The sequence below is a fragment of the Microbacterium shimangi genome (genome assembly GCF_043556445.1).
Taxonomy (GTDB): domain Bacteria; phylum Actinomycetota; class Actinomycetes; order Actinomycetales; family Microbacteriaceae; genus Microbacterium.
In genome coordinates, this window is sequence record NZ_JBIGII010000004.1 from 265,053 (window position 1) to 290,387 (window position 25,335).

General features: G+C 69.9%; 17 protein-coding genes and 2 riboswitches. Of the genes, 9 read left to right on the forward strand and 8 right to left on the reverse strand.

Annotated elements, in window-relative coordinates:
- The 3 genes from ACFXQA_RS08130 to ACFXQA_RS08140 all read left to right on the forward strand — a co-directional run bounded on the left by ACFXQA_RS08130 (position 1) and on the right by ACFXQA_RS08140 (position 2,483).
- A complete protein-coding gene (locus ACFXQA_RS08130) occupies positions 1-564 on the forward strand; it encodes a Dps family protein (protein WP_394519315.1) in 564 nt (187 codons plus the stop codon).
- Positions 565-653: 89 nt separating this feature from the next.
- Positions 654-1,547, forward strand: coding sequence for an SDR family oxidoreductase (locus ACFXQA_RS08135; protein WP_394519316.1), 894 nt, complete (start codon positions 654-656; stop codon positions 1,545-1,547).
- Positions 1,548-1,670: 123 nt separating this feature from the next.
- A complete protein-coding gene (locus ACFXQA_RS08140) occupies positions 1,671-2,483 on the forward strand; it encodes a DNA-formamidopyrimidine glycosylase family protein (protein ID WP_394519317.1) in 813 nt (270 codons plus the stop codon).
- Between the two features lie 4 nt (positions 2,484-2,487).
- Here the strand turns inward: ACFXQA_RS08140 and ACFXQA_RS08145 are convergent, their stop codons facing one another.
- Both ACFXQA_RS08145 and ACFXQA_RS08150 read right to left on the reverse strand, forming a co-directional pair.
- A complete protein-coding gene (locus ACFXQA_RS08145; RefSeq protein WP_394519318.1) occupies positions 2,488-4,122 on the reverse strand; it encodes an FAD-dependent oxidoreductase in 1,635 nt (544 codons plus the stop codon).
- Between the two features lie 37 nt (positions 4,123-4,159).
- The gene (locus ACFXQA_RS08150) at positions 4,160-5,659 is read right to left on the reverse strand and encodes a DHA2 family efflux MFS transporter permease subunit (protein WP_394519319.1); all 1,500 of its coding nucleotides are present in this window, start codon (positions 5,657-5,659) and stop codon (positions 4,160-4,162) included.
- A 162-nt stretch (positions 5,660-5,821) separates the two neighbouring features.
- On the opposite strand from ACFXQA_RS08150, the gene ACFXQA_RS08155 reads away from it, so the two are divergent.
- A complete protein-coding gene (locus ACFXQA_RS08155) occupies positions 5,822-7,708 on the forward strand; it encodes an ABC transporter ATP-binding protein (protein ID WP_394519320.1) in 1,887 nt (628 codons plus the stop codon).
- 178 nt (positions 7,709-7,886) lie between these two features.
- Positions 7,887-12,386 (forward strand): glycoside hydrolase family 97 N-terminal domain-containing protein, encoded by a 4,500-nt coding sequence (locus ACFXQA_RS08160; RefSeq protein ID WP_394519321.1) that lies wholly within the window; start codon positions 7,887-7,889, stop codon positions 12,384-12,386.
- A gap of 118 nt (positions 12,387-12,504) precedes the next feature.
- Here the strand turns inward: ACFXQA_RS08160 and ACFXQA_RS08165 are convergent, their stop codons facing one another.
- From ACFXQA_RS08165 to ACFXQA_RS08190, 6 genes are read right to left on the reverse strand one after another with little or no spacing between them, the layout of a single operon-like run.
- Positions 12,505-13,446, reverse strand: a complete 942-nt coding sequence (locus ACFXQA_RS08165) for a glycosyltransferase family 2 protein (RefSeq protein WP_394519322.1) — start codon at positions 13,444-13,446, stop codon at positions 12,505-12,507.
- The gene (locus ACFXQA_RS08170) at positions 13,443-14,582 is read right to left on the reverse strand and encodes a cysteine desulfurase family protein (RefSeq protein WP_394519323.1); all 1,140 of its coding nucleotides are present in this window, start codon (positions 14,580-14,582) and stop codon (positions 13,443-13,445) included. Before ACFXQA_RS08170 ends, ACFXQA_RS08165 begins: the two co-directional genes overlap by 4 nt.
- A 2-nt stretch (positions 14,583-14,584) precedes the next feature.
- Entirely contained in the window at positions 14,585-15,460 is an 876-nt protein-coding gene (nadC, locus tag ACFXQA_RS08175; protein WP_394519324.1) for a carboxylating nicotinate-nucleotide diphosphorylase, read from the reverse strand.
- On the reverse strand, positions 15,454-17,097 hold the full coding sequence (gene nadB, locus ACFXQA_RS08180) for an L-aspartate oxidase (protein ID WP_481825243.1): 1,644 nt from the start codon (positions 17,095-17,097) through the stop codon (positions 15,454-15,456). The genes nadC and nadB overlap by 7 nt, the downstream gene beginning before the upstream one ends.
- A 41-nt stretch (positions 17,098-17,138) precedes the next feature.
- Positions 17,139-18,464 carry a quinolinate synthase NadA gene (nadA, locus tag ACFXQA_RS08185; protein ID WP_394519326.1) on the reverse strand — a complete coding sequence of 442 codons (1,326 nt, stop codon included), beginning with the start codon at positions 18,462-18,464 and terminating at the stop codon, positions 17,139-17,141.
- A gap of 11 nt (positions 18,465-18,475) precedes the next feature.
- Complete coding sequence (locus tag ACFXQA_RS08190; protein ID WP_394520216.1) at positions 18,476-19,222, reverse strand: NUDIX hydrolase; 747 nt, start codon at positions 19,220-19,222, stop codon at positions 18,476-18,478.
- 101 nt (positions 19,223-19,323) lie between these two features.
- Here ACFXQA_RS08190 and ACFXQA_RS08195 point away from each other — a divergent pair, with 101 nt between their 5' ends.
- From ACFXQA_RS08195 to gcvP, 4 genes are all read left to right on the forward strand, one after another.
- A complete protein-coding gene (locus ACFXQA_RS08195; protein WP_394519327.1) occupies positions 19,324-20,496 on the forward strand; it encodes a MarP family serine protease in 1,173 nt (390 codons plus the stop codon).
- Positions 20,497-20,584: 88 nt separating this feature from the next.
- Positions 20,585-20,679, forward strand: a riboswitch (glycine riboswitch).
- Positions 20,680-20,795: riboswitch (glycine riboswitch) on the forward strand.
- 46 nt (positions 20,796-20,841) lie between these two features.
- The gene (locus ACFXQA_RS08200) at positions 20,842-22,044 is read left to right on the forward strand and encodes a glycine cleavage system aminomethyltransferase GcvT (RefSeq protein WP_394519328.1); all 1,203 of its coding nucleotides are present in this window, start codon (positions 20,842-20,844) and stop codon (positions 22,042-22,044) included.
- Positions 22,041-22,457 carry a glycine cleavage system protein GcvH gene (gcvH, locus tag ACFXQA_RS08205; protein WP_394519329.1) on the forward strand — a complete coding sequence of 139 codons (417 nt, stop codon included), beginning with the start codon at positions 22,041-22,043 and terminating at the stop codon, positions 22,455-22,457. The genes ACFXQA_RS08200 and gcvH overlap by 4 nt, the downstream gene beginning before the upstream one ends.
- Positions 22,454-25,306: an aminomethyl-transferring glycine dehydrogenase gene (gcvP, locus tag ACFXQA_RS08210; RefSeq protein WP_394519330.1), complete on the forward strand. Its 2,853-nt coding sequence runs from the start codon at positions 22,454-22,456 to the stop codon at positions 25,304-25,306. Before gcvH ends, gcvP begins: the two co-directional genes overlap by 4 nt.
- The last annotated feature ends 29 nt before the right edge of the window (positions 25,307-25,335 follow it).

A 25,335-nucleotide genomic window follows, 5' to 3' on the forward strand; every position in this document is an offset into this window, starting at 1 on the left:
ATGGCAACGACGTCGAAGACCACCGACGCCCCCCGCAACCGCCGCCGTCCCGCCAAGGGAGGAAGCGGCGCAGGCCTCACCGCGACCGAGAACGCCGAGAACGGCTTCACCGCGTCCGCCGAGTTGAGCGAGCTTCTGCAGCGCGTGCTCGTCGATCTCATCGAGCTCTCGATCCAGGGCAAGCAGGCCCACTGGAACGTGGTGGGGAAGAACTTCCGCGACACCCACCTGCAGCTCGACGAGGTCATCGAAGCGGCCCGTGAGTTCAGCGACACCGTCGCCGAGCGCATGCGCGCGCTGCACGCCCTCCCCGACGGCCGCAGCGACACCATCGCCGAGACCACGACCCTGCCGGAGTTCCCGCAGGGCGAGGTCGACACGAGCGAGGTCGTCGACCTCATCACCGTGCGTCTCGAGTCGGCGATCTCGACCGTGCGCGAGGTGCACGACGACGTCGACGACGAAGACCCGACGAGCGCCGACATCCTGCACTCCATCCTCGAGCGCTTCGAACAGCTCGCGTGGATGGTCAGCGCGGAGAACCGCACGCCGCAGAAGCGCTGAACCGCGCGCGCAGTCGCCTCGCGTAGTCGGCTGAGACCGCCGCCGCAACCCCCGGGAGCGGCGGCGGTTCGTCGTCTTACCGTGGGGCCATGGCCGACAACATGTACACGCCCCAAGATCCCAACACCCAGTACCCGCGGCCGCCGTTCCCGGCGCAGCAGCAGACCGGCCCCGGCGACATCCGCAAGATGGACCCGGCTCCCGACCACGGCGAGACCAGCTACATCGGCAACAACCGCCTTCCGGGCCGCAAAGCGCTCATCACCGGAGGCGACTCCGGCATCGGCCGGGCGGTCGCCATCGCCTATGCGCGCGAAGGCGCCGACGTCGCCATCAGCTACCTCCCCGAGGAGCAGGAGCAGGCTGAAGAGGTCGCCGCCCTCATCGAGAAGGAAGGCCGCAAGGCCGTGCTCCTCCCCGGTGACCTGCAGGACGAGACCGTAGACCAGGAGATCGTCGCGAAGACGGTCGCCGAACTCGGTGGACTCGACATCCTCGTGATCAACGCCGGCACGATGCCGACGGTCGACAGCATCGACGACTTCGAGACGAAGACCCTCGACCACGTGCTCAAGGCCAACATCTACCCGCTGTTCTGGCTCACGAAGGCGGCCTCGCCGCACCTCAAGCCGGGCGCGTCGATCATCACGACCTCCAGCATCCAGGGCTTCGTTCCTTCGCCGAATCTCGCGGAGTACGCCGTGTCGAAGGCCGGTATCGCGAACTGGACGCGCGCGATGGCGCAGCAGCTCATCGAGCGCGGCATCCGCGTGAACGGCGTCGCACCCGGACCGGTGTGGACGCCGCTCCAGCCCGCGTTCGTCCCGAACGAGAAGATCGAGAACTTCGGCGAAGAGACCCCGATCGGTCGCGCGGGACAGCCGGTCGAGCTCGCGGGGGCCTTCGTCTTCCTCGCGTCGCAGGAGTCCAGCTACGTCATCGGTGAGACCATCGCGGTCACGGGCGGCTCGCCCACCCACTGATCGATGCGGTGCAGCCCCGGACGCCTCGACGAGATCGGCGACCGGGGCTGTGCTGTGTTCAGGCACCCGGTCCCTGAGCTTGTCGAGGGGTCCGGAGAGCCTCGGAAAGAGGAGGATGGTCTCGTGCCCGAGTCACCCGAAGTGCAGGCGCTCGCCGAGATCCTCGATGAGCGCCTCGTCACGCAGACAATCGCGGCGGTCGAGCTCGAAGAGTTCCGCGCGCTGAAGACACGTGCCCGGCCGCTCGACGAGTTGGTGGGCGCGACGGTCACCGCCGTTCGCCGTCACGGCAAACACGTCGAGATCGCCACCGACCGTGCCTCTCTCGTGATCAGCTTCGGCCGTGCCGGGTGGGCGCTCCTCGACGAGGACTCGGATGCTGCGGTGCTCGCGCAGCTGCGCTTCGACAGCGGTTCTGTGCTCACCGTCACGGATGCCGGGTCGTTCCTCTCGCTCGGCCTCTCGGTCGTCAGCGATGCGGGCGAGGTCTCATCGATCGCGAAGCTCGGTCCTGATCCGCTCGACCCCGCTTACACGCGCGAACAGTTCGAGGCCGCGCTCGGCGCGCGTCGGAAGCAGCTGCGGGCGCTGGTGCAGGAGCAGGAGTCGATGGCGGGGATCGGCGGAGCCTACTCCGACGAAATCCTGCACCTCGCGAAGCTCTCGCCGGTGGTTCACGCGGCTGATCTGTCCGCTGACGATCGCGACCGTTTGTTCGCGGCGGTCGTCAGCGTTCTGACCGACGCCGCCGCGGCCCGTCGCGGCATCCCGCTGTCGCAACAGAAGGCGGCGAAGGTCGCGGCGATGCGCGTGCACGGGCGAGCAGGCGAGGCGTGCCCCGTGTGCGGCGGCACCGTTCTCGACGTGCCCGGGTCGAAGGGGTCGGCGCAGTACTGCCCGCAGTGCCAGACCGGAGGCGTTCCGCTCCCCGGCTGATCGGTCAGCCTGCCAGCGCGCGGTGCACCGACGCGACGGCGCTCGATCCTTCTCCGACGGCGGCTGCGACGCGCTTCATCGATCCACGCCGCACGTCTCCCGCCGCGAACACGCGGGGGATCGACGTCTCGAACGGGAGCGGTTCGCGCCCCAGCCGGCGCCACGGCGACCCGACGTCCATGGCCGCGATGTCGGTACCCGTGCGCAGGAACCCGTCGCTGTCCCTGTCGAGGCTCGTGAGCCACGTCGTCGCGGGCTCCGCCCCGATGAAGCAGAACAGTCCGCGCGCGTCGACATCGCCGGCGGTGTCGATGCGCACCCGTTCGAGTTCGGACTCCCCGTGGAGCGCGGTGACCCGCGAACCCGTCATCACTTCCACGCGACCGTCTTCGAGAAGGCGGTCGACGAGATAGGCCGACATCCGGCTGCTGAGGTCGTCGCCGCGCACCACGAGGCGCACCGGGCATCCGCCCGAGGCCAGGAAAAGCGCCGCCTGACCCGCGGAGTTGGCTCCGCCGACCACGACGACGGGGGAGTCGGTCACGTGGCGCAGTTCGAGCTGGGTCGCGGCGTAATAGATGCCCGCCCCCTCGAAGTCGTCCCAGCGCTCAAGCGGCAGGCGCCGGTACGCGGCACCCGAGGTGACGATCGCCGTCCGGGCGTGCACGACGCGGCCGTCGGTGAGGGTGATCTCGAGTCCCTCGTCGGTGCTGCGCAGATTCACGGCCTCGCAGGGTGCGTACACGCGCACGCCGAACTTGAGCGCCTGGAGCGACGCCTGTCCGATGAGATCGCGGCCGCTGACGCCGAAGGGAAAGCCGAGGAAGTTCTCGATGCGCGACGTCGCGGCCGCCTGGCCGCCCGGTGCGACGGCGTCGAGGAGAACGGTGCTGAGCCCCTCGGATGCTCCGTAGATGGCCGCGGCGAGACCGGCCGGCCCGCCACCGATCACGACCAGGTCGACGACCTCGTCGGCCTCGCCCTGGTAGCTCAACCCCAGACGATCGGCGACCAGCCCGGGGGTCGCCCGCAGGAGCGGCTCGCCCTGGATGTAGGCGAGCGGCAGGTCGCCCTCGGAGAACTTGTGCTTGGCCATGTCGGCCTGGTCGGCGAGGTCGACCTCGACGGCGCTGTGCACGAGATCCAGGCGCTCGGCGAAGCGACGGAGAGCGAGGAACTCGCGGGAGGATTCCACACCGACGAGTTTCAACGTCAGGGCGGCAGGGCCTTTGCGCAGCGATTCGCGCCGGTACCAGAGGGTCCGGAGCAGCAGATCGCACAGCTCGTCGTCTTCGCTCATGACTTTGCGCAAGGCGGTCCGCGAGACGCGGAGGATCGTGCCCGGCTTCGACACCCGCGCTGACAGGAACGCGCCCTGATGATTGAGCAGACCCAGTTCGCCCACGAACGTTCGCGGGCCCATCGTGGCGAGGATCGTCTCGCCGATCCACCAGAGCGAGTCGCGGACGACCTCGACCTCCGCGGTGTCGACGAGGAGGAGGTCGTACTCACGATCTCCGGAGCGGAAGCCGTAGTCGCCGGCCTCGACAGCCTCGGGCACGCCGAAGGCGGTCAATCGCTCCCACTGGGCGTCGGTGAGCACGGGCTGCTGAACGAGAACGGGCTCGGTAGTCTGCACGAGGCCAGGCTACCGAGCCCATCGGGGCCGTGGGTCGTCAGTGCGCGAGCGGCAGTTCAGACGGCGCGTCGGCCGGCTTCTTGACGAGGAACGCACCGACCAGCAGGGGCAGCGAGATGATCGCGGCGACGAAGAACGCGCCGCGCGCGCCCGTCGCTTCTGCGACGGCGGCCGTCTCGGTCGACGCGGCCATGACGGAGGCCATGGTCGTGATGAGGATCGAGATTCCCGCAGCTCCCGCGACCTGCTGCAGAGTGTTGACGATGGCTGAGCCGTAAGAGTACTGCCGGGGCTGGAGCGAGCCGAGCGACGCCGTGATGAGCGGGGTGAACGACAGGGCGAGTCCGAGCGACAGGAGCGTCTGCATGATGACGATGAGCCAGATCGGTGTCGTCGTCGTGCTGACGAGCGCGTACGCCCAGAGCATGCCGCTGACCAGGATCGCACCGGGAACGAGGAGCACCTTCGTGCCGACGCGATCGTAGATGCGGCCGATGAACGGGCCGGCGAGTCCCATCGCCAGCGCGCCAGGGAGAAGAACGAGCCCGCTCGCGCCCGCTTCGAGCCCGAGACCCTGCTGCAGGTAAAGCGGGAGCAGCGTGATCGTCCCGAAGAACGCCAGCGACATCACGCCGAGCTGGGCGACGGCGAACGAGAAGTTGCGCACCCGGAACACGCGCAGATCGAGAAGAGCGTCATCGGTGCGCTGCAGGCGCAGCTGGCGCCACCCGAAGAGCACGAGCGCGGCCGCGCCGACGACGAGTGCGACGATGAGCACGAGCGGAGACGAGGGTTCGCTCGACCCCTCGGCACCGCCGTGGCCGCCGCCGCCGAGCTGGCTGAGTCCGAAGACCACGCCGCCGAAACCGACGGCCGACAGGACGACCGAGAGGATGTCGATCCGGCCGTGCTCGGTCTCGGAGATGTTGCGGATCCACTTGGCGCCGATCGCGAGCGAGACGAGCGCGATGGGGAGAACGATGCCGAAGTTCCAGTGCCAGCCGATCGTGTCGACGATGAAGCCCGACACGGTGGGGCCGATGGCGGGGGCGAGCGAGATGACGATGCTCACCCGGCCCATCATGCGGCCGCGCAGGTGCGGCGGGACGACCGTCATCAGGGTGGTCATGAGAAGCGGCATCATGATCGCCGTGCCGGAGGCCTGGATCACGCGAGCCCCGAGGAGCATGGGGAAACCGACCGAAACGAAGGCGACGAGCGTTCCGAGGGAGAAGAGCGACATCGCGGCGATGAACATCTGCCGCGTGCTGAACCGGCGCAGGAGGAACCCGCTGATCGGGATGATCACGGCCATCGTGAGCATGAACGCGGTGGTGAGCCACTGGCCCTCGACAGCCGAGATTCCGAGGTCTTCGATGAGGGCGGGAATCGCCACACCCATCGTCGTCTCGTTCAGGATGGCCACGAATGCGGCGACCAGGAGCAGCCAGATGACGCGGCTCTGCTCGGGGGTCACCCCGGAGGCGGAGGTCGTCGGCGCAGCGGTACGGATGCTGTCGGTTGCGGGGGCGGCCATAGATGGCTCCTCATCGTGCAGTCTGGGGCGCTGGTCGCCACCGGGACGGGTGGCACCCACACCCTAACGACGACGGACGACACGGAATTCCCGCGGGAGTGAACAATCTCCGGACGGTCAAGACCGCCTCCGGTGTCGTCGGCCGGACGTAGGCTGACCGGCATGAGCATGGCTGGCGGTGGAGGTGCCTTTCGCGGCGTCGACATCGAGGCGCAGCGCAAGCGCAACGCCGATGCCCCGCGCGTCGCCCACCTCGGCCGCCGGGTGGTCGTGCTGTTCCGCCCCTATCGGTGGCGCATCGCCATCACGGCGCTTCTCGTCATCGCGGGTGCGGCGGTCGCCGTCATCCCCCCGCTGTTGGTGCAGCGCATCTTCGACGACGGGCTGTTCCCCGTCGACGGCGGTTCGCCCGACATCCCGGTCCTCGCCCGTCTCGTCGTGCTGATGATCGTGTTCTTCCTGCTGTCGGCGGTGCTCGGCGTCGCGCAGACCTGGCTGACCGCGACCGTCGGCAACGCCGTGACGGGTGATCTGCGCCTGCGCTTGTTCGATCACCTGCAGGCCATGGAGCTCGGTTTCTTCACCCGCACGAAGACGGGGGTCATCCAGTCACGCCTGCAGAACGACGTCGGGGGAGTGTCGGGGGTGCTGACCAACACGGTCACGAGCATTCTGGGCAACACCGTGACCGTGGTCGCGTCGCTCGTCGCCATGGTGCTCATCGACTGGCGGCTCACGCTCATCGCCGTGGTGATGATGCCGATCCTCGTGCTGGTGCAGCGCCGTGTCGGGCAGGTGCGCGCGCGCATCGCCGGTGAGACGCAGGAGTCGCTGTCGGAGCTCACGTCGATCACACAAGAGACGTTGAGCGTGTCGGGCATCCTGCTGTCGAAGTCGTTCAACCGCCAGCGCGCCGAGTCGGCGCGTTTCGCGGGTGAGAACACCAATCAGGTGCGCCTGCAGATCCGCCGCGCGATGAGCGGTCAAGGCTTCTTCGCCGTCGTGCAGGTGCTCATGGCGAGCGTGCCCGCGGTCATCTACCTCGTGGCGGGCTATCTCGTCACGGGGGGCGCCGACACGATCACGGCCGGCACGATCGTCGCGTTCACCACCGTTCAGGCGCGGTTGCTCATGCCGCTCCTCGGGCTCATGCGCGTTGCGCTCGACCTGCAGACCTCGGCCGCGCTGTTCGCCCGCATCTTCGAGTACCTCGACCTGGTGCCCGCGATCCGCGACGTTCCGAACGCGATCGATGTGGCGGATGCGCCCGGCCCCGTCGGACGACTCGAATTCCGCGATGTGCAGTTCCGTTACCCCGATGCGTCCGCGGCGGGTCATCCCACGCTCGACGGCGTCTCGTTCGTCGCCGAACCCGGCCGTCACGTCGCCTTCGTCGGCCCGTCGGGCGCCGGAAAGACGACGATCCTCTACCTCGCGCCGCGCATGTACGAGGCGACGGGCGGGTCGGTGATGTTCGCGGGGGCCGACGTGCGGAGCCTGCGCGCCGAATCGGTGATCGACAACATCGGCATCGTCTCGCAAGAGACCTATCTCTTCCACGCCACGATCCGCGAGAACCTGCGGTACGCCCGCCCCGAGGCCACCGACGACGAGCTCGAAGCAGCCTGCCGGGCCGCGAACATCCACCACGTCATCGCAGGATTCGAGCAGGGCTACGACACCGTCGTCGGCGAACGCGGCTACCGCCTGTCGGGGGGAGAGAAGCAGCGCATCGCGATCGCGCGCGTGCTGCTGAAAGACCCGCCCGTGCTCCTCCTCGACGAGGCGACGAGCGCCCTCGACACCGTGTCGGAGCGCATCGTTCAAGAGGCACTCGATGCTGCTGCGCGCGGACGCACCACGCTCTCGGTGGCCCACCGGCTCTCGACCGTGATCGGCGCCGACGTGATCCACGTCGTCGACGGCGGGCGCATCGTCGAGTCGGGCACGCACTCGCAGCTGCTCTCCGCGGGCGGGCTGTACGCGAGTCTCGCCGCCGAACAGCTCGCCGCGACGCGCGTGCTGACCGAGGAGCAGAACGCCGGCTGAGTCCCGGCAAGAGACGACGGCGTCGCTCGTGGTGGCGCGCAGTGTTCGTCCACGGGCGAGGTCTCGTTCACCTACGCGCACACTGCGCGTTCCTCGCCTTGCGCGAGCGTGACGGTTACCCGAAACCGCCCGTTCCGACGGACGCGCCTGCGCGCGCGCCCGTCTGTCATGGAGAACCATGCCCCCTCTGCTCGATACCCCGAAGCGCCGACTTCCCCTCTTCATCGGCGCGGGGGTCGCCACCGCCGTCGTCGCCGCCGGCGTGATCACCGCCACTCTGCTCGGGGGTGCAGCATCCGCCCTCGAGGGAGCCGGTACCGCCGAGACGCCCTACGTCATCGACGACGCGGCCGAGTTCTCGACGTTCATCCAGACCGTCAACGCCGACACCGCGGGCACGGGCGCCGCAGCTGCGCACTACGAACTCGGTGCCGACATCGCGCTCACCGCGCCCGTCCCCATGATGAACACGTTCTCGGGCGTGCTCGACGGTGCCGGACACACCGTCTTCGGTCTCACGATCGACTACACGACATCTGCGGCCTTCCAGGCGTCGAACGGCACCAACAAGACGGCGGCGCTCATCAACGCGCAGCGCGGAACCGTCGAGCGGATTGGCTTCAGCCAGGTCTCGATCAGCGGCAACAGCGCCGCGGAGAGCCAGACGACGGCGACGAAGAAGGCGACGGTCGCCGCCCACAACCACGGGCTCATCGATCAGGTCTACGTGGTCGGCTCGGTCGACGGCGGATGGCGCACCGGCGGAATCGTCGCCGACAACATGGGCGGCGGCACCATTCAGAACAGCTACTTCCGAGGCTCGGTCACCTCGGGGTGGGAGACGGGCGGCATCACGGCCCGCAACGACAACGCCGGCGTGCAGAAGATCACCAACGTGTACGTCAGCGGCGCGATCGCGACCGGAACACGCAACATCGGCATGGTGGCGGGGTACAGCTACAGCAACGCGACGATCCGCGGCGCCGTGGCTCTCGACGGCTCGGTCACCCAGGGCTCGGGACAGTCGACGAGCAACATCGGCCGGGTGAACGGCCAGAACAACACCAGCGTCGGCGGCAAGGGCGCGTCGTACGCCGACAACCTCGCGCTCGACACCCTGCGCCTGACGACCGGCACCGCCGCGAACACCGTCACCGGTACCGCGACAGACCGCCAGGGCCTCGGCAAGACCGCGGCCGAGCTCACCCAGCGGGCCACCTACGAAGCCATCGGTTGGGACTTCGACCGCACGTGGCGGATGGATGCGGCGACCCTGCGTCCGCACCTCAGCGCGGTCGCCGAGAAGACCGAGCCGACCATCGAGCCGACCATCGAGCCGACGATCGAACCCACCCCGACCCCGACGCCGACGGTCACCGACCTGACCGCGACCTCGCTCGTCACCAGCCCCGACGGCAAGACCGTCGCCACCGTGTCGACCGACGCCACCGGCGAGCTCTCGTACTCGGTCACGCAGGACGGAAAGACGATCGTCCGCGATTCGGCACTCGGCCTCGTGGTCGACGGTGTCGACTGGGGAGCGGCCGTCACCCTCGGCGCCGCTGCCACCTCGAGCACCGACGAGACGTACCCCCTCATCGGGCTGAACGACTCCGGCCGCGACCATCGCAACACGAGCGTCATCCCGCTCGTCCGCGGCGACGGATCCCTCGTGTCGGTCGAGATCCGGGCGTTCGACACCGGTATCGCCGTGCGCTACGTGCTCGACCCGTCGCTCGCCGGCAAGGTCGTCTCCCGCGAAGACACCGCGTTCGCGTTCGACCCCGCCTCGACCCTGACCTACCAGCCGGTCACGGCGAGCACCATCGACGACCTGCAGAACAGCTTCAGCCGGGCGAGCTTCGACGGCGCCGGCGACCGTGACATCACGGTGCTGCCGACGGTGGAAACCCCCGACGGCCACTTCGCCAACATCACCGAGGCCAACATCCTCGACTGGCCGGCGATCGCGCTGAAGACGACCCGCGGCGGGGTCATCTCCACCTACTACTGGGCCACCGACAACAAGCAGGGCACCTTCGCCGTCACAGCCGCGCGCCCCTACTCACCGTTCCGCGTCGTCACGATCGCCGACAACCTGACCGACTTCACCAACTCCGACATCGTCACCGCGGTGAACCCGGCGGTCGATACGTCGGTCTTCCCGGACGGCGACACGAGCTGGATCGAACCGGGAACGAACGCCTGGTCGACCCTGACGACGAACGACCAGAGCGTCGCGGGAATGCAGAAGCTTCTCGACGACGCATCCGCGGCGCGGATCCCGGGAATCCTCATCGAGGGCAACCTCACCCATGCCTCATGGGGTACCACGACGGCCGAGCGCTTCGCGAACATCGCGGCCCTCGTCGACCGCGGGGAGTCGAAAGCCTTCCCCGTCTCGGTGTGGCTGTGGACCGATTACGACAAGGCCGCGGGCGTCGACAGCACCTTCACCAGCGGCGTGACGTACGACTCGGGCAGCGCCTACCCGCAGGTGAGCCTGCAGAACCCCGACCTGCGCGACGCCTACCTCGACCTCGTGAGCGAGACGGGCATCGCCGGCACCAAGGTCGACCACACCAACGAAGAGACCGAGACCAAGGTCAACTTCTTCCGAGACTTCGCCCGGGACTCCGCGGCCGAGAAGCTCATGGTGATCTACCACAACCCGCTCGAACCGACCGGGCTGAACCGCACCTACCCGAACGAGCTCGGGCGCGAAGCGATCAAGGGCCTGCAGTCGGGGTACAGCGCGAACCAGCAGACGCTCGCGCCCTTCTCCCGCATGATCGCCGGCACCGCCGACTACACCCCCTTCCTCCTTTCGGGAGCCGGCGGCAACGTGACCTGGGCGCACCAGCTCGCGTCGACGGTCGTGTACTCGATGCCGTTCCTGCAGTTGTCGGAGCGTCCCGACTACCTCGCTCCCGGCGGGCAGTACCACGACATCGCGGGCGACGTCATCGCGAACCTGCCCACGACCTGGAAGCAGAGTCGGATGCTGCCGCAGAGCGACATCGGCAGCCTCACCGCGGTCGTCCGCGAGACCTCCGACGGTGAGTTCTGGGTGGCCGTGACCTCGGGCTCGACGGCGCCGGGCGAGATGTCGATCCCCCTCGACTTCCTTCCCGCCGGCACCACCTACAACGCCGACGTCTACGCCGACAAGACCACGTCGACGGCGATGAGCCGAACCGTGTCGGAGGTCGACGCCTCGAGCACCCTGACGGCGTCGGTCCGCAGCGGCGGCGGGTTCGTCGCCCGCATCACGACCGAGGCGATCGACAACCCGCTGGGCGAGGGCGGGGCGAACGGTTACACGATCGACGACGAGGCAGATCTCGCGCTCATCGCGCAGCATCCGATGGCCACCTTCACCCTCACCGCCGACATCACGCTGACGAAGCCGTGGGCGCCCGTGCCGCTGTTCATGGGCACGATCGAGGGCAAGGGCCACAAGATCTCGGGGCTCGAGGTCGAGGGCGGAGCGTCGAAGGCGTTCATCGTCAACAACTCCGGCGTGATCCGCCAGCTCGGGTTCGTCGACCCGGTCTCGACCGTGCCCGCGCCCTATGTGCAGACGACACGCGTCGCGGTGGTCGCCGTCGCCAACGCCGGTCTGATCGACGAGGTGTTCGTGCGCGGCGCCGAGGTGTCGGGCGGATGGCGCACTGCGCCGATCGCGGCCGAGAACACCGGCGAGGTGCGCTCGAGCTACACCGTCGACGCGAAGGTCGTCTCGAACTGGGAGGCGGGCGGACTCGTCGCGTTCAACTCGGCCACGGGCGTGCTGACGAAGAACTACGTCGCCGGCGCCGACGTGAAGGCCGAGGTGCAGAACGGCGGCATTCTGAGCGGCTACGGCTATGCCGGAACCCAGGTGCGCGGCAACGTCGTGGTGAGCGGTTCGGTCACCACCGCGAACAACCCGCGCGCCCGCATCCTCGCCCGCGAGAACGGGGTGCCCACGTACACCGACAACCTCTCGCTGGCGACGGCCACGGTGAACGGCGCAGCGGTCACGGGCGGCACCGCCTCGAACCGCAACGGCGCCGACCGCACCGCCGACGAGCTGGCGACGGCTTCGACGTACGAGGGCATCGGCTGGGACCTCGCGGGGGTCTGGGAGTTCGACGCCGAGAAGAAGCGGCCCGTGCTGCGCGCGGTGTCCGAGACTGTCGCGCAAGACCCGTCCACGGCATCGCAGCAGGTGCAGGTCGCCGTCCCGCTGATCGCGGAGGGCGAGTTCGTCTGGAGCGTCGACGGTTCGAACGCGCCCGTCGACATGGGCGAAGCCGTGCAGGGCCCCGGCTACTACGAGGCCACGGGTGAGATCCACCCCATCCGCGTCACCGACACCCGCCGCGCGGCGGGCGCCTGGTCGCTCTCCGCGCAGGTGAGCGATTTCACCGGCACAGCGGGAACGTTCGGCGCTGAGCACCTCGGCTGGACGCCGAAGGTGATCGATGCCGGAGCGGGAGCCCGGGCGGGCGTCGCCATCGCACCGGCATTCGACGGCGGAGCAGGCCTTGCCGTCTCGGCGACCCTCGGCTCGGCCGACGCCGGCCACGAGCTGGGTTCGGCCCGGCTCGGTGCCGACCTGCTGCTGAAGCTCCCCGTCGAGGTGGCGAACGGAACCTACCGCGCCACGATGACGCTGACCGCGCTCGGCTGATCGAAACGCGCGACAGAACTCCTGCACTCCGCGGGGCGCTTCGCCGCCGGGGCCCGGAAACTCGGGCCTCGGCGGTCGCGCACGCGCCCGGTATGCAGGAGTTGTGCGCGGTCGTGCTTCACCACCGCTCGGCGGCCGCTGCCACCGGGTCGGGCACGGCGGGGGAAAGCGCGCGCAGATCTCGCGCGAAAGACCCCACGGCCCGCCGGTAGGCGTCGTCGGGGTGGGTGCGAGCCGTCTCGACCAGGGGTGGCAGGTCCATCGCCGCGATCAGCCGCACCCGCTCCCTCACCGCGTCGCGGTGGCCGGCGGCATCCAGGATCGCGACGCCGGCCCGCATCGCCTCGAGGTAGTCGACGAGCACTTCGAGGCGGGCGGTGCGCTGCGTGATCGACGACCCGTCGGCGCGGTGGCGCCACTGCACCACGACGTCGGGCACCACGTCGAACGTGCGGGCCCGCGTGTACATCAGCTGGGCCACGACCTGATCTTCGTACAGCCGCCCCTCCGGAAAACGCAGTCCGGCGGAGCGCCAGAACCCGGTGCGGCTCACCTTCGACCACGCGACGATGTTGCCCGACGCCGCGGGGTGCTCATCGATCGTCGTCGCGATGCGCGCGGGGTCGGTGGCGGCCGCGACCCACGGCTGCACGGTGCCGGCGGTGTAGCCCCCCGCCGAATCGGGACGCAGCCGCACATAAGCGCCGACGGCGAAATCGCTGCCCGATGCGCCCAGCGTTCCGGTCAATGCCGCCAGAGCGCCGGGGGTGAGGATGTCGTCGGCGTCGAGGAACCCGACCAGGGGCGTCTCGACGAGATCGAGACCGACGTTCCGCGCCGCGCCGAGACCTCGTCGCTGCGGCTGTGTGACGACACGGAACCGGGGGTCGGATGCTGCGGCGGCGGCGAAGATCTCACCCGTCGCGTCGGTCGACGCGTCGTCGACCAGAACCGCGGTCCAGTCGGTACGGGTCTGCGTGCGGAGTGAGGCGAGGGCGTCGGCGGCGTACTCGGCGACGTCGTATCCGGGGACGATGATCGTGACGACGGGACTGCTCACGCGGCCGATCCTACGACCGCGACCGACGCGGCGAGGGCGTCGGCGACGTCGTCGAGCGGGGTGTGGAGGTCGCGCGGAAAGGTGAAGCGCACAGCGGTGCGGGCGTCGTCGTCGCCGACCCCGATCGCCGTGAGCACGTGGGAGGGCTCGTCGCTGCCCGCGGCGCACGCCGAGCCGCTAGAAGACACCACGCCGCGTCGTTCGAGTTCGAGGAGGATCGCCTCGCCGCTCGTACCCGGGAAGACGAAGCTCGCCGTTCCCGGGAGACGATGCACGGGGTGGCCCGTGAGCACCGCGCGCGGCACGGTCGCGAGCACCCGCGCGACGAACGCGTCGCGAAGCCCACCCACCCGGGCCGCCGACTCCGCCCGCTCGGTTTCTGCGAGCTCGAGCGCGGTGGCGATCCCGACCGCCCCGGCGACGTCTTCGGTGCCTGATCGGCGGCCGCGTTCCTGACCGCCGCCGTGCATCAGCGGCTCGAGGGGAATGCGTCCGCGCACCGCGAGCACCCCGGTCCCCTTCGGTGCGCCGAGCTTGTGCCCCGCGATCGAGAGGGCGTCGGCACCGGTGTCGCGCAGCGGCAGCCACCCCGCGGCTTGGACGCCGTCGAGGTGCAACGGCACACCCCGGTGACGGGCCGCGGCGACGAGGGCAGCAGCATCCTGCACCGTCCCGATCTCGTTGTTCGCGTACCCGATCGACACCAGGGCGGTGTCGTCGGTCACCGCACGGGCCACCGCAGCCGGGTCGACGCGTCCGGCGGCGTCGACGGGCAGCAGGTCGACCGTGAACCCGTGGATGCGTCGGAGGTAATCCGCCGACTGCAGGATCGACTCGTGCTCGAGGGGGGTCGTCACCACGCGCCGGGCGCCCCGGCTCGCGTGGGCCGCGATGGCGATGCCCTTCACCGCGAGGTTGTTGGCCTCCGTGCCGCCGGAGGTGAACACGACATCGCTCCGGCGAACCCCCAGTTGGCCGGCGACGCGGGCGCGGGCATCCTCGAGGGCGGATGCGGCGGCCTCGCCGACGGTGTGATGGCTCGAGGGGTTGCCGAACCACCGCGTGAGGTACGGCATCATCGCCTCGAGCACCTCGGCTCGCACCGGGGTCGTGGCGGCGTTGTCGAAGTAGCGCACGGTCAGCGTGCGGCGATGACGGGCGCGGCGTCGATGGTGATGTCGAGGCCCAGGTCGAGAGCGCGCGCGGAGTGGGTGAGCGCGCCGACCGAGATGACGTCGACGCCCGTTTCGGCGATCGCGCGCACGGTGTCGAGATTCACGCCGCCGGATGCTTCGACCGTGACGCGCCCGGCGATCTGGGCGACGCCGCGGCGGAGGTCGTCGAGCGAGAAGTTGTCGAGCATGATCGTGCCGATGCCGGCGGCGAGCACGGGCTCGATCTGGTCGACGCGGTCGACTTCGACCTCGATGTGCGTGGTGTGGGGGAGCCGCGCGATCGCGCCTTGGAGGGCGGCCGTCACCGACACCCCTCCGGCCGCGAGAACGGCGAGGTGGTTGTCTTTCGCCATCACGGCGTCGGAGAGCGAGTGGCGGTGGTTGTGGCCACCGCCGCTGCGCACTGCGTGGCGCTCGAACGCGCGGAGCCCGGGCGTCGTCTTACGGGTGTCGACGATCCGCGCACCCGTGTGAGCGACTTCGGCGACGTAGGAGGCGGTGATCGTCGCGATCCCCGACATGCGCTGGGCGAAGTTGAGCCCGATCCGCTCCGCCGTGAGGATTCCTCGCGCCGGCCCGCTGACCCGTGCGAGGACGGCGCCCGAGGCGAATCCGTCGCCGTCGTCGACGAGCAGTTCGACCGTGATGCGCGGGTCGGTGAGTCGGAACGCGGCGGCGAAGACGTCTCCGCCGCTGAAGACGCCCGCCTCGCGCGCGACCAGCTCGGCGCGGGCGGTCGCCGTCGCGGGTATGAGGCTCTCGCTCGTCAGATCGCCCCAGGGTGCGTCTTCTTCGAGCGCCGCGATGACCACGCGGTCGATGATCGATGGTGTCAGCATGCGAGTACTCCTTCGGTCTCTACCGCCTCTTCGGGCGCGCCAGCGGCGCCGTCTCGTCGATGTCCGGCCGGTTCTCCGACGGTATGACGCAACTCGTCGGGGGTGTCGGAGCGGTGGTGGGCACCGAGCGAGGCGGTCCGGCGCCGCGCGGCATCGACGACGTGTCGAGCGACGAGCAGCAGATTGGCGTCTTCGTGGTCGGCGACGGTCCGTGAGTCGGTGGCGACGGCCGACCAGCCGGCGAGGACGGATGCAGCGCGCTCGAGGCCCTCCGCGGTGCGGGTGAGCGCAGCATCCGCCCACATCAGTCGTTGCAGTGCGGCTCGAGTGAAGGCGATCGCGTGCGGGGCGGTCGGAGGCGTCGGGAGAGCGGGCGGCGATGTGACCCGCGGACCCTGCCAGGCGGGGGAGGTGAGGTCGGACGCGATCGCGTCGCCGACGCGGGCTCCGAACACCGCGCCCTCCAGCAGCGAGTTCGAGGCGAGTCGGTTCGCGCCGTGCACGCCCGTGCGGGCGACCTCTCCGGCGGCGTAGAGCCCGGCGACGGTCGTTCGCCCGTCGAGATCGGTGACGACACCGCCCATGAGGTAGTGCGCCGCCGGGGTCACCGGGATCGGCTCGCGCGACCAGTCGAGGCCGCGCTCACGGACGGTGCGGTCGATGGTCGGAAAGCGGCGGGCGAGAAAGCTCGCCCCGAGCGCCGTCGCGTCGAGCACGACGGGCCGACCCCCCTGCGCCGCCATGGCGCCGTCGATGGCTCGGGCGACGATATCGCGCGGCGCGAGCTCGCCGTCGGGGTGCGTATCGAACGCGAAGCGTCGGCCGGTGACGTCGCGCAGCACCGCCCCCTCGCCGCGGACGGCTTCGGAGATGAGGAACGGCGCCGCGTCAGCCTGCCCCGACAAGACCGTCGGGTGGAACTGCACGAACTCGAGGTCGGCGACCGCCGCACCGGCTCGCAGCGCGAGAGCGATGCCGTCGCCCGTCGCCACGGTCGGATTCGTGGTGTGCGCGTACAGCTGGCCGGCGCCTCCGGTGGCGAGGACGACGGCGTCGGCGGCAAGGGTGCGGCGCTCGCCGTCTCGGAGCACGTCGACGCCCACGACGCGGTCGCCGTCGAGTGTCAGGCCGGTCGCCAGGGTGTTCTCGGCGACCGTGGCGGCGCTCGCCCGGATGCGCGCGACCAGTGCCCGCTCGATCGCGAACCCCGTGGCGTCACCGCCGGCGTGCAGCACCCGGGCGAAGGAGTGCGCGGCTTCGAGACCCGCGCTGAAAGAGCCGTCGGGGTTCCGGTCGAAGGCGACGCCGTGGGCGATGAGTTCGGCGACCCGCGCGGGGCCTTCCGAGACGAGTGTGCGCACGGCGGTTTCATCGCCCAGTCCGGCGCCGGCGACGAGCGTGTCGTGGGCGTGGCTGTCGACGGTGTCGTCCGGGTCCCACACCGCCGCGAGTCCGCCCTGCGCGTAGCGGGTGTTCGACTCCGCAATCGACGTCTTCGTCACGATGGTGACGCGGCATCCGGTGGCGAGGGCGTGAAAGGCGGCCGTCAGTCCCGCGATGCCGCTCCCGACGACGACGACGCGTGCGCCTGTTCCCGATCCCACCCATGTCCCGAATTCCGCAGGAAATGGCCCCATTCCTTGCGGAAATCGGGACATGCCGGCGCTGTCGGTGGCGCTCATGGCTTGGCCGCCAGCATCCGTTCGAGTGCCACGGTGGCGGGCTCGGCCACCGATGCCGGCACCGTGATGCGGTTCAACACCACGCCGGCGACGAGCCCTTCGAGCACCCACGCGAGGTAGCCGGGGTGGATGCGGTACATCGTCGAGCACGGGCAGACGACCGGGTCGAGACAGAAGATGCGGTGTTCCGGATGCTGCGCGGCGAGCCGCTGCACGAGGTTCACCTCAGTTCCGATCGCGAACGTCGTCGGCTCGGTCGCTGCGGCGATGGCCTTGCGGATGTAGTCGGTGGAGCCCGCCTCGTCGGCCGCATCCACGACGTCCATCGGGCATTCGGGGTGCACGATCACGCGCACGCCCGGGTGTTCCGTACGAGCGCGATCGATCTGGTCGACCGAGAAACGGCGGTGCACCGAGCAGAAGCCGTGCCAGAGGATGACGCGGCTGTCGGTGAGGGTGGCGTCGTCGTTGCCGCCGAGCGGCCGGCGAGGGTTCCACATCGGCATCTGCTCGAGCGGCACCCCCATCGCCTTCGCGGTGTTGCGGCCGAGGTGCTGATCCGGGAAGAACAGCACCCGGCGGCCCCGGGCGAACGCCCATTCGAGCACGGTGCGTGCATTGGACGACGTGCAGACGATGCCGCCGTGGCGTCCGACGAAGCCCTTGATGGCGGCGGAGGAGTTCATGTACGTCACCGGGATGACGGGCACGAGGCCATCGGCGTCGGTGGCCTCGAGGTCGCCGAAGACGTCTTCGAGCTGCTCCCAGCACTCCTCCACCTGGTCGATGTCGGCCATGTCGGCCATCGAGCATCCGGCGGCGAGGTTGGGCAGAATGACCGACTGCTCGGGGCGGGAGAGAAGGTCGGCGGTCTCTGCCATGAAGTGCACGCCGCAGAAGATGATCGCCTCGGCATCGGGGTGCGCTTGCGCGGCGTTGGCGAGCTGGAACGAATCGCCGACGTAGTCCGCGTGGCGGATCACCTCTTCGCGCTGATAGAAGTGCCCGAGCACGACGACGCGATCGCCGAGGGTGGCCTTGGCGGCGACGATGCGGGCCTCGAGCTCTTCGTCGGAGGCGTCGCGGTACTCCGGGGGCAACTCGCCCTGGCGCGGAGACCCGGTGGGAATCACGTCGCCCATCGACGCGCCGGGGCCGTAGCCGGGGCGACTGTCGAAGTTCCAGGGCCCGGCCGCGAGGTCGGTGGTGCACGTCGCGGTGAGGGAGTCGCCCGCGACGATTGCCTGGATCTCGTGGTCGACCGACGGATCGGCGAGCGGGCCGGGGTCGCGCCGGTCGAGGGTGAGGGGTATCGCGGTCATGGGGGCTCCCATCAATGGCGGGCGGTCAGCGGACCGCGCTCGGCGAGCTCGACGTCGGGGTCGTAGCGGTACAGGCGGGCGGGGCGGTGGCTTCCGGTGCGGAAGCGGTCGGTGGGGAAGAGGGTTCCGGAGTTCTCGACCTGCCGCCGGAAGTTCGCGGGGTCGAGCTTGCGCGACAGGATCGATTCGTACACCTCTCGCAGTTCGGCGAGGGTGAATTCGGGCGAGAGCAGGCCGTGGGCGATGCGGCTGTACCCGACCTTGCTGCGCAGCCGCCAGAGGGCGTAGTCGACGATCGCGTTGTGGTCGAAGGCGAGCTGCGGAAGTGCGGCGACATCGAACCACGCCACGTTCTCGGGCGCGTCGGCCGAGAGCGCGTGGGCCGCGACCTGCGCGTCGACCTCATCGGCGCGCAGCAACGCCCAGTAGACGATCGACACGACGCGGGTGGGGGAGCGATCGACGGCCCCGAAGGCGTAGAGCTGCTCCAGGTAGCTCGCCGAGAGACCCGTGGTCTCGGCGAGCGTGCGGGAGGCCGCGGCATCCAGACCCTCCGTGGGATCGAGCCAGCCGCCCGGCAACGCCCACGAACCGTCGAACGGGTCACGGGTGCGCCGCACGAGGGGTAGCACGAGATCGGACGACGCGGCATCGTCGGTGCGCCGCAGGCTGAAGATCACCGTCGAGACGGCGACGCGTGCGGCCTCTGTGCCAGGGGCTGCAACAGGGCCGGGGGCCGGAGCGGTGCTTTGTGTCATCATGACCATTACCTCACGATCATCTTATAGTCAGAGCGACTCGAAGGGCAAACCAGGGGTCTGTCAGCCACCCCCCGTAGCCTGGCCGAGGAGGTGGAACCGTGATCGTGGTCGACGTCGTTCTCATCGTGCTTCTCGTCGCTTCGGCCCTCGTCGGCTTCCGCCGAGGACTCCTCGCCAGCGTGGGTCTCTTCGCCGGGATCGCGCTCGGCGCTGTCGCCGCCTATTGGGTCATGCCCCTCGTCAGCTCGTGGATCCCCGAGGCGATCTGGCGTGCTCCGGCTGTCGTCGGGGTCGGCATCCTGCTTCTCTTCGTCGGCGCCGCCGTCGGCTCGGGGATCGGCCGAGCGATGCGGCGAGGGGTCGACCGCATCAAGCTCCGCGTCCCCGAGCGACTCCTCGGGGGGCTCGTCAGCTTCGCCGCCGCGGCGCTCGCCGTGTCGTTCCTGGGCGGCGCGCTCGTGTCGACCGGAACGCCGATCATCTCCAGTGCGCTCGCATCGTCGACGGTCTTGCGGACGATCGACGGGGTGACCCCGCCGCCGGTGCGGGCCACCCTGGCAGAACTGCGCGGCTCGGTCTTCGGCGACGGCCTGCCGACGCTCGGTCAGCTGCTCGAGCCCGCGTTCGTCCCGACCGCGCCCGCCGTCGCCCTCGATGATCCGGCGCTGACGGCCGCCGCGCAGTCGGTCGCGAAGATCACCGGCGTCGCCTACGCCTGCGGCATCACCGCGAGCGGCACGGGGTTCGCCGTCGCGCCCGACCGCGTCGTCACGAATGCGCACGTCGTGGCGGGTGTCGCGCAGCCCGTCGTCGAATTGCCCGGACGACCCGCCCGCGAAGGACGGATCGTCTACTTCGACCCGATCGACGACCTCGCCGTCATCGCGGTCGACGACCTCGACGCGGCGCCCTTGACCGTGGTGCCGACGCTCGCGGTGGGTGCCGCAGCCGTCGTGCAGGGCTACCCGCACGGCGGACCCTTCACGTCGGGCACGGCTCAGGTCGTGTCGGTCGGGTCGCCGAACGTGCCCGACATCTACGACTCGAGCTCGGCGGCCCGAGACATCTACGCGCTGGCAGCCGTGGTGCGCCCCGGAAATTCGGGAGGACCGCTGCTCACCCCGTCGGGCGAGGTGGCCGGCGTGGTGTTCGCCCGCTCCGACTCCGATGACGACGTCGGGTACGCGATGACACCCGTCGAACTCGCACCCGTCATCGCGCGGCTCGGCGAACTCGACTCCGCCGTCGCGTCGGGCGACTGCACCGCTTGACCCGCGGCGCGGTCGAGCGTCTGCCCGGCCCGACGGTGGACCGGCCGAACCGGCCGCTATGCTGATCGCGACAAGTCCATACGGCCCCACGATCGTTGCGGGAGAGCCTCGGAGATCCACGCCGAGCACCGAAGGAGCAAGCCTCCCCGCCAATCTCTCAGGTACGCGTACCGCGCCGATCGGGCCACTCTGGAAAGCGATGTCGAGCGTGTCTCGGCGTCCGCCGACGGTGAAAGGCGCAGCATCCGCTCTCCGGGGTGACGCACCGAAACTCTCAGGCCCATGACAGAGGGGGAGTTCCCGTCGCCGCGAGGCGACAACCCGATGCTGAACCGGGAGAACTCCATGTCAGAACCCCGCGGCGCAGAACCTGATCACGCAGAACCCGTCTACACGGCGCTCCGGGAGCGTCACGAGGCACACGGCGCGGCCTTCACCGATTTCGGTGGGTGGATGATGCCCGTGCGGTACGGCTCCGACCTGGCCGAGCACCGTGCCGTGCGCGAGACCGCCGGCCTGTTCGACATTTCGCACATGGCCGAGTTCTGGGTGCACGATGGCCGGGCCGCCGACTTCCTCGATTACGCGCTCGCCGGTCGCATTTCGGCGATGCCGGTGGGCAAGGCCAAGTACTCCCTGGTGCTGGCCGACGATGGCGGCATCGTCGACGACGTGATCGTCTACCGCACGGGCGTTTCGTACTTTCTCGTCGTGGCGAACGCTGCGAACCGCACCGCGGTGGCCGGGGCATTGGATGCTGCGCTCGCGGCGTGGAAACGGGTGCACGCGTTCCTCGACGGGCCGTTGCGGGGCGATTTCGCGTTCGTCGTCGGCGCCGAAGTCCCCCGAGTCGAAGACGTGAGCGACCAGACCTCGCTGCTGGCTGTCCAGGGTCCTCGGGCGCGCGAGATCGTCGAGGCCACGGCCGGCATCGAGATCACCGGCACCCCGCTCGCCGAACTGCCGTACTACGCCTCGACCGCGGGCGCCTTCGAGAAGCAACCGCTGTTCGTGGCACGCACGGGATACACCGGCGAAGACGGCTTCGAGCTGCTCGTACCGAATCGGGTCGCGGTGCCGCTGTGGGACGCCCTCCTTGCCGCGGGCGAGCCGTCGGGGCTCGTGCCGGCGGGCCTCGCCGCCCGCGACACCCTGCGCCTCGAAGCCGGGATGCCCCTCTACGGTCATGAACTCTCGCGCGATATGGTCCCCGAAGAAGCGGGCCTCGGCCGGGTCGTCGCGCTCGACAAGGCCGACTTCATCGGCAAGGCGGCACTCGAGACCGCTGCTTCTCCCGCGCGCGTCCTGGTCGGCCTGACCAGCCAGGGCAAGCGCGCAGGCCGGGCCGGTTACGCGGTGTTCGACGCCGACACCCTGGTGGGCGAAGTGACGAGCGGAGCACTGAGCCCGACCCTGCAGCATCCGATCGCCATGGCGTATGTCTCTCGCGAGGCGAGCGCCCCCGGAACCGCACTGACCATCGACGTACGCGGCACCCGCATACCCGCCACTGTGACCGCCCTGCCGTTCTACCGGAGGAAGAAATGACCGATCTCGACGCCCTCTTCTACACCGCCGAACACGAATGGATCGGCTCGGACCCTTCGACGGGCCCAGGGGCCGACGGAGGCTCGGCGCCCGGCGTGGTCACCGTCGGAATCACCGACTTCGCCGCCGACAAGCTCGGCGACGTCGTGTTCGTCGACTTGCCTGCCGTCGGGTCCGCGGTCGAGGCGGCCGGCGTCTGCGGCGAGATCGAGTCGACCAAATCGGTCGGCGAGCTCTACGCGCCGCTCACGGGCGAGGTCGTCGAGATCAACGACGCCGTCGTCGACGACCCGTCGCTCGTCAACAGCGACCCCTACGGGGAGGGCTGGCTGCTCAAGATCCGGGTGACCGACGAGACGACGGTGCTTCTCGATCGCGCGGCGTACATCGCTCTCACGGAGGGCGACGCATGAGCGCTCCCTTCGTCGCACGACACATCGGCACGGATGCTGCCGCGCAGCGCCACATGCTCGACGCCCTCGGCTACGACTCGGTCGAGTCCCTCGTGCAGGCGGCGGTCCCCGCATCGATTCACGTTCGCGAGCGCGCCACCACCGCGATTCCCGCCGCAGCGAGCGAGGCCGAGACCCTCGACGAGCTGCGGCGCCTGGCGAGCGGCAACCGTCCCGCGAGAGCGATGATCGGACTCGGCTACTACGACACGTTCACCCCCTCGGTGATCTCGCGCAACGTGCTCGAGAACCCGTCGTGGTACACCGCGTACACGCCGTACCAGCCCGAGATATCGCAGGGGCGGCTCGAGGCGCTGATCAACTTCCAGACGATGGTCAGCGACCTCGCGGGGCTTCCGACGGCCAACGCGTCGATGCTCGACGAGGCGACCGCCGCGGTCGAGGGCATGCTGTTGGCGCGGCGCGCGTCGAAATCGCGATCCGATGTCTTCATGGTCGACGCCGACACCCTGCCGCAGACGAAGGCCGTGCTCGAGCACCGCGCCGCCGCGGTGGGCGTGCGGCTGGAGTACACCGACCTCGGCTCCCTCGACGCCCCGGTCGAGGCGTTCGGCGCGCTGATCCAGTATCCCGGTGCGTCGGGGCGGGTCTGGGACCCGACCGAAGCCATCGGCGCCGTGCAACTCGGCGGTGGCGTCGTCGTCGTCGCGGCCGACCTCCTCGCGCTGACGCTGCTGCGTTCACCGGGATCGTTGGGCGCCGACGTCGTGGTCGGAACGACGCAGCGCTTCGGCGTCCCTCTCGGCTTCGGTGGGCCGCACGCCGGATACATGGCCGTGCGCGCGGGGCTCGAGCGCCAGCTTCCCGGGCGACTGGTGGGGGTGTCGCAAGACGCCGCGGGTCACCCCGCCTACCGGTTGTCGCTGCAGACGAGGGAGCAGCACATCCGCCGCGAGAAGGCGACCTCGAACATCTGCACCGCACAGGTGCTCCTGGCCGCCATGGCCGCGATGTACGCCGTGTATCACGGGGCCGAAGGCCTCCGCGCGATCGCCGCCGACGTCTCCGGCAAGGCCGATGCGCTGTCGCAGGCACTGCGAGCATTCGGGCTGTCGACAGCATCCGAGGCGTTCTTCGACACGATCCGCGTCACCACCCCGGGCCCTGCCGGGCGGGTGATCGATCGCGCACGCGAGCTCGGTTATCAACTGCTGTGGGTCGACGATGCCACCGTCGGGGTCTCCGTCGACGAGACCACGACGGCGCGCGACCTCGCTGCCGTTGCCGCGGCGTTCGGCCTCCCGGTGAGCGATGAGCTGTCGCTCGAGGCCGCGGTGCCGCTGCGTGGTGTGCACGAGGGGATGCTGCGCTCCGATGAGTTCCTCACGCACCCGGTGTTCTCCGACCACCGCAGCGAAACCGCGATGATGCGGTACCTCAAGCGGCTCGCCGACCGCGACTACGCGCTCGATCGCGGAATGATCCCGCTGGGTTCGTGCACCATGAAGCTCAACGCCGCAACAGAGATGGCCGCGGTGACCTGGCCGGAGTTCGCGCGCGTGCACCCGTTCGCCCCCGAGGCCGACGTGCGCGGGTACCTCGAACTGGTCGAACAGCTCGAGACGTGGCTCGCCGAGATGACCGGGTACGACGAGGTCTCGCTGCAGCCCAACGCCGGATCGCAGGGCGAGCTCGCGGGGCTCATGGCGATCCGCGGGTTCCACCGGGCGAACGGCGAAGAGGGCCGGGTGGTCTGCCTGATCCCGTCGTCGGCGCACGGCACCAACGCCGCCTCCGCGGTTCTCGCCGGCATGCGCGTCGTCGTGGTGGCCTGCGACGAGGCCGGCAATGTCGACCTCGGCGACCTGCGGGCGAAGATCGCCGTACACGCAGACGAGCTCGCGGCGTTGATGATCACGTATCCGTCGACCCACGGGGTCTACGAGCACGACGTGCTCGACATCACGGGGGCGGTGCACGACGCGGGCGGGCAGGTGTACGTCGACGGCGCGAACCTCAACGCGTTGTTGGGGTACGCGCGTTTCGGCGACCTCGGCGGAGACGTGTCGCACCTCAATCTGCACAAGACCTTCGCGATCCCGCACGGCGGCGGCGGCCCCGGGGTCGGGCCCGTCGCCGCGAAGGCGCACCTGGCGCCGTACCTCCCGTCGCATCCCTTCGCGCAGCGGATGGCCTCGTACGGCGTCGACGGCGGACCCGTCTCTGCCGCTCCCCACGGCTCGGCGGGCATCCTGCCGATCTCGTGGGCGTACGTCCGCATGATGGGTGCTGCGGGGCTTCGGGAGGCCACCGGCGCGGCCGTTCTTTCGGCGAACTACCTCGCCGCACGCCTGCGCGCCCACTATCCTGTGCTGTACACGGGCGAGAACGGGTTGGTCGCGCACGAGTGCATCCTCGATCTTCGGCCGCTGCGGGAGCAGACCGGCGTGAGCGTCGACGACGTCGCGAAACGCCTCGTCGACTACGGCTTCCACGCGCCGACGATGTCGTTCCCCGTCGCGGGCACGCTGATGATCGAGCCGACCGAGTCCGAAGACCTCGCCGAACTCGAGCGTTTCGTCGAGGCCATGATCGCGATCAAGGCCGAGGCGCTCGCGGTCGCCGCGGGGGAGTGGCCCGCGACCGACAATCCGCTCGTGAACGCCCCGCACACCGCTGAATCGGCGATCGCGGCCGAGTGGCAGCATCCGTACTCCCGCGAGCTCGCGGTGTACCCCGTGCGTTCGCTCATCCGCTCGAAGTACTGGCCGCCGGTCCGCCGCATCGACCAGGCCTACGGCGACCGCAATCTGGTGTGCTCCTGCCCGCCGGTGGAGGCCTTCGCCTAGCCGGCGCGCTCGCCGCGCGCCCGTACCCC